13 protein-coding genes and 1 tRNA gene are annotated in these 13,890 nt (G+C 68.0%); 10 read left to right on the top strand and 4 right to left on the bottom strand.

All coding sequences use genetic code 11. The features are described 5' to 3' along the window. Nucleotides 1-150 precede the first annotated feature (150 nt). From CLV71_RS49330 to CLV71_RS18755, 3 genes are all read left to right on the top strand, one after another. Nucleotides 151-456, top strand: a complete 306-nt coding sequence (locus CLV71_RS49330; RefSeq protein ID WP_133904088.1) for a hypothetical protein — start codon at nt 151-153, stop codon at nt 454-456. Nucleotides 457-469: 13 nt separating this feature from the next. Continuing rightward, a complete protein-coding gene (locus tag CLV71_RS18760) occupies nt 470-823 on the top strand; it encodes a hypothetical protein (RefSeq protein WP_133904087.1) in 354 nt (117 codons plus the stop codon). A 432-nt stretch (nt 824-1,255) separates the two neighbouring features. Continuing rightward, nucleotides 1,256-1,882, top strand: coding sequence for a TetR/AcrR family transcriptional regulator (locus tag CLV71_RS18755; RefSeq protein ID WP_243866564.1), 627 nt, complete (start codon nt 1,256-1,258; stop codon nt 1,880-1,882). A 4-nt stretch (nt 1,883-1,886) separates the two neighbouring features. Here the strand turns inward: CLV71_RS18755 and CLV71_RS18750 are convergent, their stop codons facing one another. Next, the gene (locus CLV71_RS18750; RefSeq protein WP_243866563.1) at nt 1,887-3,107 is read right to left on the bottom strand and encodes an amino acid deaminase/aldolase; all 1,221 of its coding nucleotides are present in this window, start codon (nt 3,105-3,107) and stop codon (nt 1,887-1,889) included. A gap of 98 nt (nt 3,108-3,205) precedes the next feature. Here CLV71_RS18750 and CLV71_RS18745 point away from each other — a divergent pair, with 98 nt between their 5' ends. Together CLV71_RS18745 and CLV71_RS18740 are read left to right on the top strand one after the other, a co-directional pair. Continuing rightward, entirely contained in the window at nt 3,206-4,018 is an 813-nt protein-coding gene (locus CLV71_RS18745; protein ID WP_133904085.1) for an SDR family NAD(P)-dependent oxidoreductase, read from the top strand. 46 nt (nt 4,019-4,064) lie between these two features. After that, nucleotides 4,065-5,378 (top strand): D-arabinono-1,4-lactone oxidase, encoded by a 1,314-nt coding sequence (locus CLV71_RS18740; protein WP_133904084.1) that lies wholly within the window; start codon nt 4,065-4,067, stop codon nt 5,376-5,378. Here CLV71_RS18740 and CLV71_RS18735 read toward each other — a convergent pair. From CLV71_RS18735 to CLV71_RS18725, 3 genes are all read right to left on the bottom strand, one after another. Continuing rightward, nucleotides 5,367-6,017 (bottom strand): NAD(P)H-binding protein, encoded by a 651-nt coding sequence (locus tag CLV71_RS18735; protein WP_133904083.1) that lies wholly within the window; start codon nt 6,015-6,017, stop codon nt 5,367-5,369. The two genes, CLV71_RS18740 and CLV71_RS18735, sit on opposite strands and share 12 nt — an antisense overlap. Further along, a complete protein-coding gene (locus CLV71_RS18730) occupies nt 6,014-6,580 on the bottom strand; it encodes a hypothetical protein (protein ID WP_243866562.1) in 567 nt (188 codons plus the stop codon). The genes CLV71_RS18735 and CLV71_RS18730 overlap by 4 nt, the downstream gene beginning before the upstream one ends. 1,065 nt (nt 6,581-7,645) lie before the next feature. Continuing rightward, nucleotides 7,646-7,728, bottom strand: a tRNA-Leu gene (locus CLV71_RS18725). A 113-nt stretch (nt 7,729-7,841) separates the two neighbouring features. Between CLV71_RS18725 and CLV71_RS18720 the strand changes: the two genes are divergently transcribed. The 5 genes from CLV71_RS18720 to CLV71_RS18700 are packed head-to-tail and all read left to right on the top strand — an operon-like array spanning nt 7,842 to nt 13,887. Further along, nucleotides 7,842-9,008 (top strand): DUF3662 and FHA domain-containing protein, encoded by a 1,167-nt coding sequence (locus CLV71_RS18720; protein WP_133904081.1) that lies wholly within the window; start codon nt 7,842-7,844, stop codon nt 9,006-9,008. Nucleotides 9,009-9,066: 58 nt separating this feature from the next. After that, on the top strand, nt 9,067-9,525 hold the full coding sequence (locus CLV71_RS18715; protein WP_133904080.1) for an FHA domain-containing protein FhaB/FipA: 459 nt from the start codon (nt 9,067-9,069) through the stop codon (nt 9,523-9,525). Further along, nucleotides 9,522-10,931, top strand: a complete 1,410-nt coding sequence (locus CLV71_RS18710) for a PP2C family protein-serine/threonine phosphatase (RefSeq protein WP_133904079.1) — start codon at nt 9,522-9,524, stop codon at nt 10,929-10,931. The genes CLV71_RS18715 and CLV71_RS18710 overlap by 4 nt, the downstream gene beginning before the upstream one ends. Continuing rightward, entirely contained in the window at nt 10,931-12,388 is a 1,458-nt protein-coding gene (locus tag CLV71_RS18705; RefSeq protein ID WP_133904078.1) for an FtsW/RodA/SpoVE family cell cycle protein, read from the top strand. The genes CLV71_RS18710 and CLV71_RS18705 overlap by 1 nt, the downstream gene beginning before the upstream one ends. After that, the gene (locus tag CLV71_RS18700) at nt 12,385-13,887 is read left to right on the top strand and encodes a peptidoglycan D,D-transpeptidase FtsI family protein (RefSeq protein ID WP_133904077.1); all 1,503 of its coding nucleotides are present in this window, start codon (nt 12,385-12,387) and stop codon (nt 13,885-13,887) included. The genes CLV71_RS18705 and CLV71_RS18700 overlap by 4 nt, the downstream gene beginning before the upstream one ends. Nucleotides 13,888-13,890 lie beyond the last annotated feature (3 nt).

Raw genomic sequence — 13,890 nt, 5'->3', positions numbered from 1 at the left:
CAGGCGCAGAGTAAGCGCACTTCACGAGCCGCTAAAAGTCCGGATCGGTGAACCTGATCGGTCCTACCGAAGTTCGCCGACCGCTCACCGTGGAATGGTCGCCGATCGGCGCTCTAGCGAACCATTCTGTGTCTGAAACCACCAATGTAGTTGGTTGTAAGCGTACGAGCACGGAGGGAAGCCGAGACTGTGGAACTGGTCAGCACGGCGCCACCGGGCCCTGTAACAGAGGACGCGGACCACCGCCGCGAGTTGCATGGTTCCTCCCTCGGAAGACAGGTCTGGCGCATCAACTGCGGCGACGTGGTCAACCGGGAACGCTGCCTCACGGTGCTCGTCGAACGTAATCGGGTGGTCCTCGTAGGGCCGCCGGGCGAAACCGCGGTACTGAACGCAGGCCAACTCGGCCAGCTTCGGGTCGCGCTTCGTGAGGCCGCCGAGCAGGCGGAAAGGTAGCGGTGACGTTTCGATGGACGAGATCCTCGGACAGGTACTCCGCAACGCGGTGTGGGAACGGCTGGACATGCTGGCCGAACTCGCCAACCGCGCGGACGCTCCGTCCCTGCTGTCCGTGGCACGTTCCGAGCTCCCGAGGCTGACGGAGGGCTGGCGAGCGATGCTCGCGGCCCACGAGCCGGACGAGAAGGGAAACTGCCCCGCGTGCTCGTCGCGGTGGCGGCAACAGAAGGCGCCTTGCTCTGTGTGGCAGGCGGCCTACGAGCACCTGGTAGCCGGCGGGCTGGCACCGACGACGCAGCCCGCACGCCACGCGAACCGCACGCGCGTGACGCACTCAGGCCGGTTGGCCACGGGTACCAGGTAGGAACGGCTGTCACCTCGCCCGCCGCGACCCCGCGCGGCGCGTGGCCTGAGGAACAGCCACCCCTGAGCCGGCGGCCAGTGCTCGTAGGCACCCCCGAGCGCTACGAACACAGCCCGGCCGCCGGCACAGGAAATCTCACAACAACGATTTCCAGAATCTGATCTCCGCGAACCGATGTTGTTGTACTCCCCTCCCCCGACCAGCATCGGTTCGCGGCTCCACTTTCGAGCGGCCCTTGTGCACGTCAGCACAGGGGCCGCTCGAGTTCTCAGGGAACGATGGTCCTGGCCGGACTATGTGGACGGTCGGTTGTTCTGGCACCGTCCTGACATGCAGTTCGTCCCGGTTCGGCTCATGGCGTATACAGAATCTAGTGGTACGAGTGAGCCAGGCCAGGCAGGATGGAGCTAGTCACCCGCGCTAGGAGAACACGTGGCAACCCAGGTTCCGTTGCGAAAGCAACCAGTGCAGCAGCGCAGCGCCAAACGCGTCGAGCAGATGCTCGAGGCGTGCGCCGCGCTCATCGACGAGCTCGGCTACGACGGCGTCACCACCACGCTGATCGCCGAGCGGGCCGGGGTCGCCGTCGGTTCGCTGTACCAGTTCTTCCCCGACAAGCGGGCGGTCGTCCAGGCGCTCACCAAGCGCCACCTCGACCACTTCACCGAGCAGATCGAGGAGCGCCTCGACTGGGCGAACCTCGAGCACTGGTGGCACGGCGTCGACACCATCATCGACATCTACGTCGAGATGTACCGCACGATCCCCGGGTTCGGCCGGGTTCGCTTCGGTGACGTCATCGACCTGCGCTTCATCGAGGACGGCCGCGACAACAACACGGTCATCTCCGAGCAGATCGCGCACGTCGTCGCGGGCAACAACGACATACCGGTCGAGAGCCTGTTCAAGCAGATCACCGTGGCGTGCGACATCGGCGACGCCATCCTCGCGCTCGCGTTCCGGCGCAAGCTGTTCGACGAGGAGGACATGATCGCCGAGGCCAAGCAGGTCGTCCGCGCCTACCTGGCCGGCCAGCTGATGTACCAGGAGAAGGACTGACCTCCTAGCCGAAGCACTGCCCCTCGCCGCGGTAGGTCGGGACCGTCGCGATCACGCGGTCCCCGGTGAGCACGTGGTACTCCGTGAACCGTTCCGCCAGCTCGCCCGCCTTGGTGTGCCGCAGCCAGACGCGGTCGCCGACCCGCAGGTCCCTGGCCGCGCGGCCGTTGACCGGCGTCTGCACCTCACCCGCGCCCTCGGTGCCGACCAGCGACAGGCCGGCAGGCAGGTACGGCGTCGGGGAACGGTCCTTGCCAGCCGGACCGGACGCGATGTAGCCGCCGGAGAACAGCGTGGCCGTCTTCTTCCTGGGCTTGCGTACTACCGGGAGCGCGAACAGAACCGCTGGTGAGGGCGAGAACCGCTGGTAGTTGTCGAAGAGCGTCGGCCCGATCAGCCCGGAGCCCGCCGCGACCTCGGTGACCGAGTGGTCGAGGCCGGTCGTCTCGATGCTGCCGGTGCCGCCGCCGTTGACGAACTCCAGGTCAGCGACCTTCTTGATCTCCTCGACGGCCGCCGTCCGCCGAACGGCCAGCTCCTGCGCCGAGTGGCCCTGCATCCACCGCAGAACGGCGCCCATCAGCGGCTTCCCGCTCGGATGGTCGCCCAGTCCCGCGATCTGCCCCTCGTAACCCATGAGCCCGACGAGCCGGAACCCCGCGCGGTCGCGGACCTCGGTGGCGAGCGTGCGGGCCTGCCCCGGCAGGAAGACCGGCGATCGACGGGTGCCGATGTGAGCGATGTCACTACCCAGGAGCGGTCGCCAGGACACGTCCAGCTCCAGACAGACCCGGATGTCGGGGTGGTCCGAGCCGAGCGCGGCGTCCACGAGGTCGAGGTGCGCGACGGAGTCGACCATGATCGTGACGAGCCCTCTGGCGTGGTCGTCGGTGGCCAGCGCTCGTAGCGCCGTGTGGTCGACGGTCGGGTACGCCACGAGGATGTCGACACGGGCGAGGTCGGTGCCCGCCCAGTGGCGGGCCAGCCAGAGCGCCTCGGGCAACGAGTAGGCCATCACCCCCGCGAAGCCGTCCCTGCGCAGCACCCGCTCCAGCAGGTGCCGGACCCGGGCGGACTTGCTGGCGACCCGGATCGGCCGCCCGGCCGCCCGGCGCACGAGGTCGTCCGCGTTCCGGTCGAACGCGTCGAGGTCGACGACCGCGAGGGGGGCTTCGAGCTGTTTGGTGGCCGCGTCCAGGCGGGCACGCAGTGTTTCGTCGGGCACAGACCAACCGTACGGCCAGACGGACCACTCGACACGGTCCGTACGCCCCATCCACCCGGACGTACGCTCGGGACGCTCCACCTCGGAAGGAACTCGCCATGATCGTCTTCGTCACGGGTGCCACCGACGGGCTCGGCCGTGCGCTCGCCGACCGGCTCGCGTCGGACGGGCACACCCTGATCCTCCACGGCCGTCACGCGGGGAGGCTGGCCGACACCGCGGCCGCGATCAAGGACCGCGCCGAGGTGCACACAGCGCTCGCGGACCTCGCTGATCTTCGCCAGGTGCGCGGGTTGGCGGCACAGGTGCGCCAGCTGACCGACCGGCTGGACGTCCTCGTCAACAACGCGGGCATCGGCAGCGGCATGCCGGTCGGGCGCGAACGCGCGACGAGCGTGGACGGCCACGAGCTGCGGTTCGCCGTGAACTACCTCGCCGGGTTCCTGTTGTCGCTGGAGTTGTTGCCACTGCTGCGTTCCTCGGCGCCGGCGCGGATCGTCAACGTCGCCTCGCTCGGCCAGCACCCGCTCGACTTCGACGACCTCATGCTCGAACGCGACTACAGCGGCGGCCGGGCGTACTCGCAGAGCAAGCTCGCCCAGGTCATGTCCGGGTTCGAGCTGGCGTCCCGCCTTCCCGCGGCCGAGGTGACGGTGAACAGCCTGCACCCCGGGACGTACATGCCGACCAAGATGGTGGTCGACGAGATCGGCTACTCGGTCGACTCCTTGGAGACGGGAGTCGCGTCGACAAGCAGGCTGGCCGTCGGCGCGGAGGTCGCGGGCGTGACGGGCCGGTTCTTCGACCGGCAGCGGGACGCCCGAGCCGACGAGCAGGCCTACGACCCCTCGGCGCGGTCGGAGCTGTGGCGCCGCAGCCTCGCGTTGGTCGACCACGCTGACGTCGTCTGAGGCGACCTGCGAAGATCTGGGTCTCGCGATTTACCCGGGAGTAACCATGGCTGTGGAGACCAGAGCGACGACGTCGTGGCGCAACTGGGCTGGCACGGAGGCGGCCGTCGCCACGGAGGTCGTGCGCCCCGGGGACCTCGAACAGCTCTCCGCCGCGGTGGCCGGCGCGGGCAAGTCGGTGCGCGCGCGTGGCAGCGGCCACTCGTTCACCGCGGTCGGCGCCGCGCACGACCGGGCCATCGACCTGTCGGACTGGACCGGCATCGTTTCCTCGGACGCGGGCACGGGCCTCGTCACCGTCCGGTCCGGCACCACGCTGCGGGCTCTGAACACCGAGCTGGACCGGATGGGCCGGGCCATGACGAACCTGGGTGACATCGACGCGCAAACGATTGCGGGTGCCATCTCGACCGGCACCCACGGCACGGGCGCGCGATTCGGCGGCATCTCGACCCAGGTAGCGGCGTTGGAGCTGGTCCTCGCGGACGGCTCGGTGGTGACGTGTTCACCCGAGGAGCGTCCCTCGCTGTTCGCCGCCGGCCGGGTCGGGCTGGGTGCGTTCGGTGTGATCTCGACCGTGACACTGCGGACCGAGCCCGCGTTCGTGCTGCACGCGGAGGAGCGACCCGAGCCGCTGGACGACGTTCTGGCGTCACTTGACGGTAATTGCGCCGACAACGACCACTTCGAGTTCTACTGGTTTCCCTACGGCCGCAACGCGCTGACCAAGCGGAACAACCGCCTGCCGGCCGGTTCGCTGCCGGAGCCGCTGTCCAGGACCCGTCAGTTCGTCGAGTACCAGCTGATGGAGAACACGATGTTCGGTGCCGTTTGTCGCGTGGGGAGAGCCGTTCGTCCGCTGGTGCGACCGCTCAACCGCTTGTCGTCGGCAGTGCTGTCGGCGCGGGCGTATTCCGATGTGTCGCACCGGGTCTTCGTGACCAACAGGAACGTCCGGTTCGTGGAGTCCGAGTACGCCGTGCCCCGCGAATCGCTCCCGGAGGTGCTGGGCGAGCTGCGTGAACGCGTGCCGAGGCTCGCGGATCCGGTGATCTTCCCGGTGGAGGTCCGCGTCGCGGCGGCCGACGACATCTGGCTCTCGACCGCCCACGAACGGGACTCCGCGTACATCGCCATCCACCAGTTCGTCGGGATGCCCTACCGGGAGTACTTCGCGTTGTTCGAGTCAATTGCCGGTTCGGTCGGGGGTCGGCCGCACTGGGGGAAGATGCACTCGCTCGACGCGTCGGTGCTGCGGGAGCGCTATCCCCGGTTCGACGACTTCACCGCGCTGCGGGCGGAGCTGGATCCCGAGGGGAAGTTCCTGAACCCGTACCTGAGGCGCGTTCTAGGCGCTTAGGGCGGCCTCGATGGCCGTCTCGCCGTTCACCAGCTCGTAGACGCGACCAGAGGTGTCGGGGTGGTCGAGGAGGGCGACGAGGACGGAGGCGACGTCGTCCCTGGTGACCACACCACCGCCGACCTGCTCGGCGAGCTCGACCTTGCCGGTGCCGGGGTCGTCGGTGAGGAGCCCGGGCCGCAGGATCGTCCAGTCGAGCCCGTCACGGGCCATCACGTCCTGGTCTGCGGCTGCCTTGGCACGGAGGTAGGCGGCGAAGGTCTCGTCGACGTCCGGGTCGTCCGCTCGGTCGAGACCGATGGCGCTGACCTGCAGGAACCGCCGGATACCCGCCTGTTCGGCGGCGTCGGCGAGGAGTACGGAGGCGCCCCGGTCGACGGAGTCCTTGCGGGCCGCACCGCTGCCCGGCCCCGCGCCCGCCGCGAAGACCACGGCGTTGGCGCCCTCGAGGACCGGGGCGACCTCGTCGGCGGAGACGCTCTCGAGGTCGAGCACGCTGGCGTCGGCACCGGCCTTCTCGACGTCGTCGGCGTGGTCCGGGTTGCGGACGATGCCGACGACGGTGTCGCCACGCTCGGCGAGCAGTCTGGTCAGCCGGAGGGCGATCTTGCCGTGACCACCCGCGATGACAACCTTCACACGGCGGAGAGTATCTGCTCGTAGGCGAGCTCGTTCAGCCAGCGGTGCGTGCCGTCGACGTCCGCGGGCACCCGGTCGGCGCGGCCGGGGAGATCCATCCGCACCTCCGGCCCTGGCGCCGCGGAGGCGATGCCGACGCCGTAGGCGCGTGCCCTCGGCAGGCAGTTGACCAGGTAGTCGTTGGTGATGACGACCGACATCGGCAGCACCATCGCGGCGTCGCAGTAACGCAGGAACGGCACGGCGTTGATGAGCCCGGTGCGCCAGTGGCGGGCGACGGCGAGTGCGCCGACGATGCGCACGGCGGCCGCCGGGACGCGGCCGGTGAACTCGGGCCACACCCAGGTGGCCACGGTCGCCCGGTCGACCTCCGGCGCCTGGCCGAGGCAGATGCGCTCGGCGTGTGCGTCGGGCATGAGCTGGGCGACGAGGCTGATCCGTCGGCCGAGCAGCTTCATCTCGGGGAGAACGATCCCCTGCCAGCCGAGGTCCCGCGCCGCGGCGGCGGCGAGCTCGTCGACCTTGGCCGGCAGTTCGACGGGAGGGACGAGCGGCGATGGCACCGCCGTCAGATTGTCCGAAACCGCTGTGCGTCCTGGTATGCCCGTCACGAACCCAGCCCTCTCCGCTACCGCCGCGACGTTCGACGTGCCATCCCCTGCCGACCTGCGACGTATTTGGTTACATGACTGTGCTACCAGGCCGCAGGTGCCCAACCGCAGACGAAAACGGGCATCCTGCGACCGACGGCGCTGAGCGGTCGGTGACCGGTCGACAGGCGGCAATGGGACTTCGCCCCGACGATGCGGCCGTCTGGGTGAGTCCTCCGCCGGACGGTTGAACACGAACCAATACTCAAAGTTGCCCCCAGCAATTTGCACACAAGCCCCCCGACCAGCAAGAAAGATCAACACCCCCAGCCCGACCCCCGCCCCCACAACACCACCTCGAAACACCCGAACAGCGGTTGAACCCACCCCAAAGGATGGCCCCACCCCAGAAGAAGTGACGAACCCAACACAAGACAGCAACCTGCCAACAAACAAGAACCCCAAGAAGGCAGCCGCAAAGGAAGCCAGCCAGACAACAAAGCAGCCAGACCAGCAACGACGAGAGACAACCGCCCGGACACCCGGCGAACAGGAACCCGGGGAAGAAACAAGGCGAAGCCCAAACCCGAAAACCGAGAAGCACAACAAACCAGGCCCCACCCCCCGCCACGAAGCCCCGAGAGGACGGGAACGTCCGATCCACCAGGATGAGGAACGAGCACCCCAACCGCCGGTCTGGTGCCAGGAGTTACACCCCACACCCCCGTGCCGACCGAACAGCCCCCGAGAAGCACGACAAGCGAGACCGACCTGCAACTAGACAGTCGTAAAGTGACAAATACAACGAAACACAACCCACCCACCCAAGAACAGAGAGTGAGCAAAAAGAAGAAAACCCACAACGACCCAACCCCAAAACCGCACAGCAACCCCCGCGCAGCGAACACCCAGAGCAACCAAGCTGGGTCAGCAACAAACCGCACCGTGGGGGGCTTGGGGGGCTCGGCCCCCCAACATGATGACGAGACCGCAAACCTGGTGAGCTCGCCCCGCGAACACGGGACGCCCAAGGTCGAGTGGGCGAGGGGGGAGTTGAACCCCCACGTCCTTTCGGACACACGGACCTGAACCGTGCGCGTCTGCCATTCCGCCACTCGCCCGAGTGGGTGCCAGCGAAGCGTACACGGCGGCGGAACGGGTTTGCACATCGCCCTGTCCTTGGGGCCGGACCCAGATACGATCGAACAAGGACCACACGTGAGAGGAGGAACCCATGGGCCTCGGGCAGCGGCTGAACCGCAAGCTGGAGAACGCTGTGGGCAACACCTTCGCGCGTGTGTTCGGTGGCAGCGTGGTGCCCCAGGAGTTGGCGCAGGCGCTGCTGCGTGAAGGTGAGGTCCACCTCAAGGAGCTGGCCGGTGGCCGGCAACTTGCACCGAACCACTACATAGTGCAACTCGGCGAACAGGACTTCGGTAACTTCGCCGGAGAGACGGACCGCACGACCGCGCTGCTCGCGGACTGTGTCGAGGAGTATCTCGCGGAGCAGCATTGGGACACATACGGTGACGTCGTAGTCTCCCTGGAGCGCTCCGACGCGCTGCACACCGGACAGTTCCGAATACGCTCGACCGTCGACCCGGACGTCAAGGCTCCGGCCAGGGCGCCCGGCGAGGCACGGTCGGCACAACCCCGCAACGCAGGAGACCGATCCATGAGCCAGCCTCCCGGCTACGGCCAACCGCCCGAGGGCGATCCTTACGGACAGCAGTACGGCTATGGCCAACAGGGCCAGGGCTACGGTCAGCAAGGCGGCTATGACCAGGGTTATGGCCAGCAAGGTGGCTATGACCAGGGTTACGGCCAGCAGGGCTACGACCAGGGTTACAACCAGCAGCAGCAGGGTTACGGCCAGCAGCAGCAGGGGTACGACCAGGGCTATGGCCAGCAGGGCTATGACCAGGGTTACGGCCAGCAGCAGCAGGGCTATGGCCAGCAGCAGGGGTACGACCAGGGTTACGGCCAGCAAGGTGGCTACGACCAGGGTTACGGCCAGCAGCAGGGCTACGGCCAGCAGGGCGGCTACGGCCAGGGTGACCCGTACGCCCAGCAGGGCTACGCACCGCCCGCCGTGCAGACCGGCCCGCGCCAGCTCAACGCGAGCCTGCAGCTCGACGACGGCTCGAACCGCACGTACTCCCTGAAGCAGGGTGGCAACGTCGTGGGCCGTGGCCAGGACGCGGACTTCCGTCTGCCCGACACCGGGGTCTCCCGGCGGCACCTGGAAATCACCTGGGATGGGCAGTCTGCGACTCTGGCGGATCTCGGTTCGACCAATGGCACTACGGTGAACGGCACCCCGGTGCAGACCTGGCAGCTGGCGGACGGAGATGTGATCCGTATCGGTCACTCCTCGTTGGTGTTCCGTACCCAAGGCTGACATCGTCTGATACCGGGCGGTCTCACCTATCCCCTCAAGGCGGGAGCGTTCGCAGCAGGTGCCAGAGCTGGTTGTGCAGCTGACCAGAGCAGGGTTTCTCGCCCTGCTCTGGTTGTTCGTGCTGGCCGCGTTACGGGTCGTCAGGTCAGACCTCTACGCGGCTGCCGGTATCCGGGTCGAAGTACCCGGTTTCCGTCGTTCGGCGGCGAAGAAGACAAGGGGCAAGGCGCCTCGTCAGCTCGTGGTGACCCACGGGGCGTTGGCGGGCACCCGCATCTCGCTGGACGGCCGACCGATCATGATCGGTCGCGCGGACGACTCCACGTTGGTACTCGACGACGACTACGCGTCCACGCGCCACGCGCGGATCTCGTTGCGCGGAACGGACTGGTACGTGGAAGATCTGGGCTCGACTAATGGGACCTACCTGGACAGGGCTAAGGTCACGGCACCCCTTCGGGTGCCCCTGGGGGCCCCGATCCGAATCGGCAAGACGGTGATCGAGCTACGGTCATGACCCTCGTCCTTCGCTACGCGGCCCGCAGCGACCGAGGCCTGGTCCGCTCCAACAACCAGGACTCCGTGTACGCGGGACCGCGCCTGCTCTCACTCGCCGACGGCATGGGTGGTCACGCCGCGGGTGAGGTAGCCAGCAAAGTCGTCATCGCCGCCCTGGCACCACTCGACGACGACGAGCCTGGTGACGACCTGCTCGCCCAGTTGCGGGAGGCCACCGCGAACGGCAACGGCGCTATCGCCGAGCTGGTCGCGAGAGACCCCGAGCTGGACGGCATGGGCACCACGCTCACGGCGATCCTCTTCGCAGGCAACCGCATCGGTCTCGTCCACATCGGTGACTCGCGTGCCTACCTCCACCGCAACGGTCAGTTCGCCCAGATCACGCACGACGACACGTTCGTCCAGTCGCTGATCGACGAGGGCCGGATCACCGAGGACGAGGCCGCGACCCACCCCCAACGCTCGTTACTCCTCAAGGCCCTCACCGGTCACGAGGTGGAACCGAACCTCACGGTTCGCGAGGCTCGCGCAGGCGACCGGTACCTGCTGTGTTCCGACGGCCTGTCCGGCGTGGTCAGCCACGAGACGCTGTCCGACACCATCAAGATCCCGGACGCGCAGGCCTGTGCCGACCGGCTGATCGAGCTGGCTCTCAAGGGCGGCGGTCCCGACAACGTGACGGTGATCGTCGCGGACGTCGTGGACATCGACTTCGGCGAGGACATCCCGATAGTGGGTGGCGCCGCGGGCAACGGCCAGGACCAGAGCCCGCCGCCGGACTCGGCCGCCTCACGTGCCGGGGCGCTCACCGCGCCCCGCGAGATCCCGAAGCCGCCGGAGCCCGTGACCCCGCCACCGGACCCGAAGGCGAGGAGGCGCAGGCGTTTCCGGGTTTTCGCGATCCTCTTCGTCGTTCTGCTGCTCCTGGTGGGCGGCGGCGTGGCAACCTGGGTCGTGGTGAACAAGCAGTATTTCGTCGGTGAGGCCGACGACGGAGAGATCGCGATCTTCCAGGGCGTGCGCGGCAGTGTCTTCGGCATCTCGCTGAACCGGCAGGTCCAGGGCTCGTGCGATCCCACGGTGCCGACGTGCGACAAGTTCTACGTCGAGGACCTCAAGCAGCTCGGCCGCGAGGCGGTCCGCGAGGGCACGGAGAGCTTCGACAACGTCCCGGACGCGCGCCAGTTCATCCGCGAGCTGCGGACGAAGTACCCGCTGCCGACCTGCGAGTCGCTGGAGAGGCAGGAGCGCACGGTGGGCCAGACCCCGACGAGCGGCACTCCGACTCCGCCTGCCGGGCAGCCGACGGGCGCGACCACCACGACGTCACAGCCGGGTAGCTCGTCCGCGGTCGAACCGAAGGCCGGCGAGAACTGCCGAGTCCCGCGTGAGGGCGGCGGCTGATGGCTGAGCCGGGCTCGGCGGGGTTGCTGGCAGGGCAGTCCGGCGACGCACAGGACAGAACCGCTCCCACCCGGCGCGGCACCGAACTGTCGATGCTCGCGTTCGCGGCCGGGCTGGTGACGGCGGCGCTGATGCTGGTCGAGGGAAACCAGAACGAGTCGCTCTCGCTGCGGATCCTCTGGTACGGCCTCGCCTACCTGGCACTGTTCGGGATCGCACACCTCGCGGTCCGCAAGTTCGCACCGTACGCCGACCCGCTGATCCTGCCGTGCGTCGCGCTGCTCAACGGCATCGGTCTGGTGATGATCTACCGGCTGGACCTGGCGGGCGCGGAAAGTGCGCTGCAGTCGAACGAAGAGTTCCAGAACGCGGTGCCGAAGCAGATCCTGTGGACCACGATCGCGCTGCTCATGTTCCTCGCGGTCCTGTACGTGCTGAAGGACCACCGCACGCTGACCCGCTACGGCTACACGTTCGGTCTGGTCGGCCTCTTCATGCTCGGCGTGCCCGCCGTCCTGCCCAGCGTGATCGCGCCGACGATCAACGGCGCGAAGATCTGGCTCGTGGTCGGGCCGCTGTCGATCCAGCCGGGTGAGTTCGCCAAGATCCTGCTGCTTATCTTCTTCGCGGCGTTCCTGGTCTCCAAGCGCGACCTGTTCATGGCCGCGGGCCGCCGGGTGATGGGCATCGACCTGCCGCGAGCACGCGACCTCGGGCCGATCCTGTTCTGCTGGGCCGTCTCGGTGATGGTCCTCGTGGCGGAGAAGGACCTCGGCTCGTCGCTGTTGTTCTTCGGCACCGTGCTGGTCATGTTGTACGTGGCGACCGAGCGCGCGATCTGGGTCGCGGTCGGCCTCGCGCTGTTCGTCGGCGGCTGCCTGTTGGCCTACCAGCTGTTCGGCCACGTCCAGGTGCGCGTGGCGAGCTGGCTCGACCCGTTCGCCGACTACGACAGGGGCGGCTACCAGATCGCACAGGCCCTGTTCGGCCTCGGCACCGGCGGGGTCGGCGGCACGGGCCTCGGCGCGGGCAGACCGGACATGGTGCCGCTCGCGAACTCGGACTTCATCACCGCGGCGATCGGCGAGGAGCTCGGCTTCATCGGGCTCGCCGCGGTGCTGCTGGTGTACATGCTGCTCGCCATGCGCGGCCTGCGTTCGGCGATCGCCGTGCGGGACACGTTCGGCAAGCTCCTCGGCGGCGGCCTCTCGTTCGCACTGCTCATGCAGGTGTTCGTGGTCGTCGGCGGGGTCACGAAGCTCATCCCCATGACCGGTATCACCGCGCCGTTCCTGTCCGCGGGTGGCTCGTCGCTGCTGGCCAACTACGTGCTGGTCGCGTTGTTGCTGCGGATCTCGGACGCGGCCCGCCGCCCGCAGACGGGGCAGCGGCCGAAGCCGGTCAACCAGGTGCCGATCGCGGAGGCTGGAACGGTAATGGTGGAGCGGCCGCAATGAACACTCCGCTGCGCCGGGTAGGCCTGGCGATGCTCGCCATGATCGTGCTGCTCCTGGCGAACGCCACCTACATCCAGGTCGTCAAGGCGGACGACTACCGCGACGACGCACGCAACCGCCGCGTCCTGCTGGAGGAGTACTCGCGACAGCGCGGGAAGATCCTCACCAGTGACGAGAAGATCATCGCCAACGTCAAGTCGACGAACGGCCGCCTGCAGTACCAGCGGACCTACGAGAACGGCGGGATGTACGCGCCGGTCACCGGTTTCTACTCGGTGCGGTACGGCTCCACCGGCCTCGAGAACGCCGAGAACGACATCCTCAACGGCTCGGACGACCGGCTGTTCGTGCGCAGACTGTCCGACCTGATCACCGGCAGGGACCCGCGCGGCGGCAACATCGTCACCACGATCAACTCGAAGGTGCAGCAGGCCGCGTACGACTCGATGGTGTCGAACGGCTTCACCGGCGCGGTCGTCGCGATCAAGCCGGACGACGGCCAGATCCTGGCGATGGCGTCCACGCCGTCCTACGACCCGTCCGGCCTCGCGAGCACCGACGGCACCGTGCAGCAGCAGACCTTCGACCAGTACAAGGACGCGAACAACCCGGCCAAGCCGATGCTGAACCGGGCGATCTCGGAGAACTACGCGCCGGGGTCGACGTTCAAGCTGGTCACCGCCGCGGCCGCGCTGGCGGATGGCAAGGACAAGAACACGCAGGTGACCCAGTCGCCCGGCATCAACGTGATCAACGGCGACACGAACTGCAACGTCAACGACAACACCTGCCTCGCGAACTACAGCCGGAGCACCTGCGGCGACGGGACGATGCAGAGCGCGCTCGCGCACTCGTGCAACACGGCGTTCGCGCAGCTGGCCGACCAGGTCGGCGCCGACAAGCTCCGGGACCAGGCGGCCAAGTTCGGCATCGGTGACACGGACCTGCAGATCCCGATGGCCGTGGTGCCGTCGTGCCTCGGGTCGCGTGCCGACGACCAGTGCATGGTGATCCCCAACCGGCCCTCGCTGTTCCAGAGCGGCATCGGGCAGAAGGACGTGCGCCTCACCGCGCTGCAGAACTGCAGCATCGCGGCCACGATCGCCAACGACGGCTCGCGGATGCGCCCACAGCTGGTGCAGAAGATCCTGGCCCCGGACCTCGACGAGATCTCCGGCTTCCACGCGGACGAGGTCGACCAGGCCATGTCCGGCTCGGACGCGAACGAGCTGCGCGACATGATGATCGAGTCGGAGAAGTTCACCGCGGGCCCCGGCAAGAAGTCGGACCTGACCATCGCGTCCAAGACCGGTACCGCGGAGACCGGCGTCGACCCGAAGAGCGCGCCGCCGTTCGCCTGGTACGTGGCGTTCGCACCTGCCGATAACCCCCAGATCGCGGTCGCCGTGGTGGTAGAAAGCAAGGACGTCGCCGCGACCGGCGGCAAGCTCGCGGCCGGTGTCGGCCGGGCCGCCATCAACGCGCTGGTCGGGGGGTAGCTG

The organism is Actinophytocola oryzae, from assembly GCF_004364325.1.
GTDB lineage: Bacteria > Actinomycetota > Actinomycetes > Mycobacteriales > Pseudonocardiaceae > Actinophytocola > Actinophytocola oryzae.
This window is presented reverse-complemented; position numbering and strand designations above follow the sequence as displayed.

Excerpts from the sequence above, each read along its gene's own strand:
- CLV71_RS18720 (WP_133904081.1), top strand. The coding sequence starts at position 7,842 with ATGGGCCTCGGGCAGCGGCTGAACCGCAAGCTGGAGAACGCTGTGGGC.
- CLV71_RS18745 (WP_133904085.1), top strand. The coding sequence starts at position 3,206 with ATGATCGTCTTCGTCACGGGTGCCACCGACGGGCTCGGCCGTGCGCTC.
- CLV71_RS18705 (WP_133904078.1), top strand. The coding sequence starts at position 10,931 with ATGGCTGAGCCGGGCTCGGCGGGGTTGCTGGCAGGGCAGTCCGGCGAC.
- CLV71_RS18760 (WP_133904087.1), top strand. The coding sequence starts at position 470 with ATGGACGAGATCCTCGGACAGGTACTCCGCAACGCGGTGTGGGAACGG.
- CLV71_RS18700 (WP_133904077.1), top strand. The coding sequence starts at position 12,385 with ATGAACACTCCGCTGCGCCGGGTAGGCCTGGCGATGCTCGCCATGATC.
- CLV71_RS18740 (WP_133904084.1), top strand. The coding sequence starts at position 4,065 with ATGGCTGTGGAGACCAGAGCGACGACGTCGTGGCGCAACTGGGCTGGC.
- CLV71_RS18710 (WP_133904079.1), top strand. The coding sequence starts at position 9,522 with ATGACCCTCGTCCTTCGCTACGCGGCCCGCAGCGACCGAGGCCTGGTC.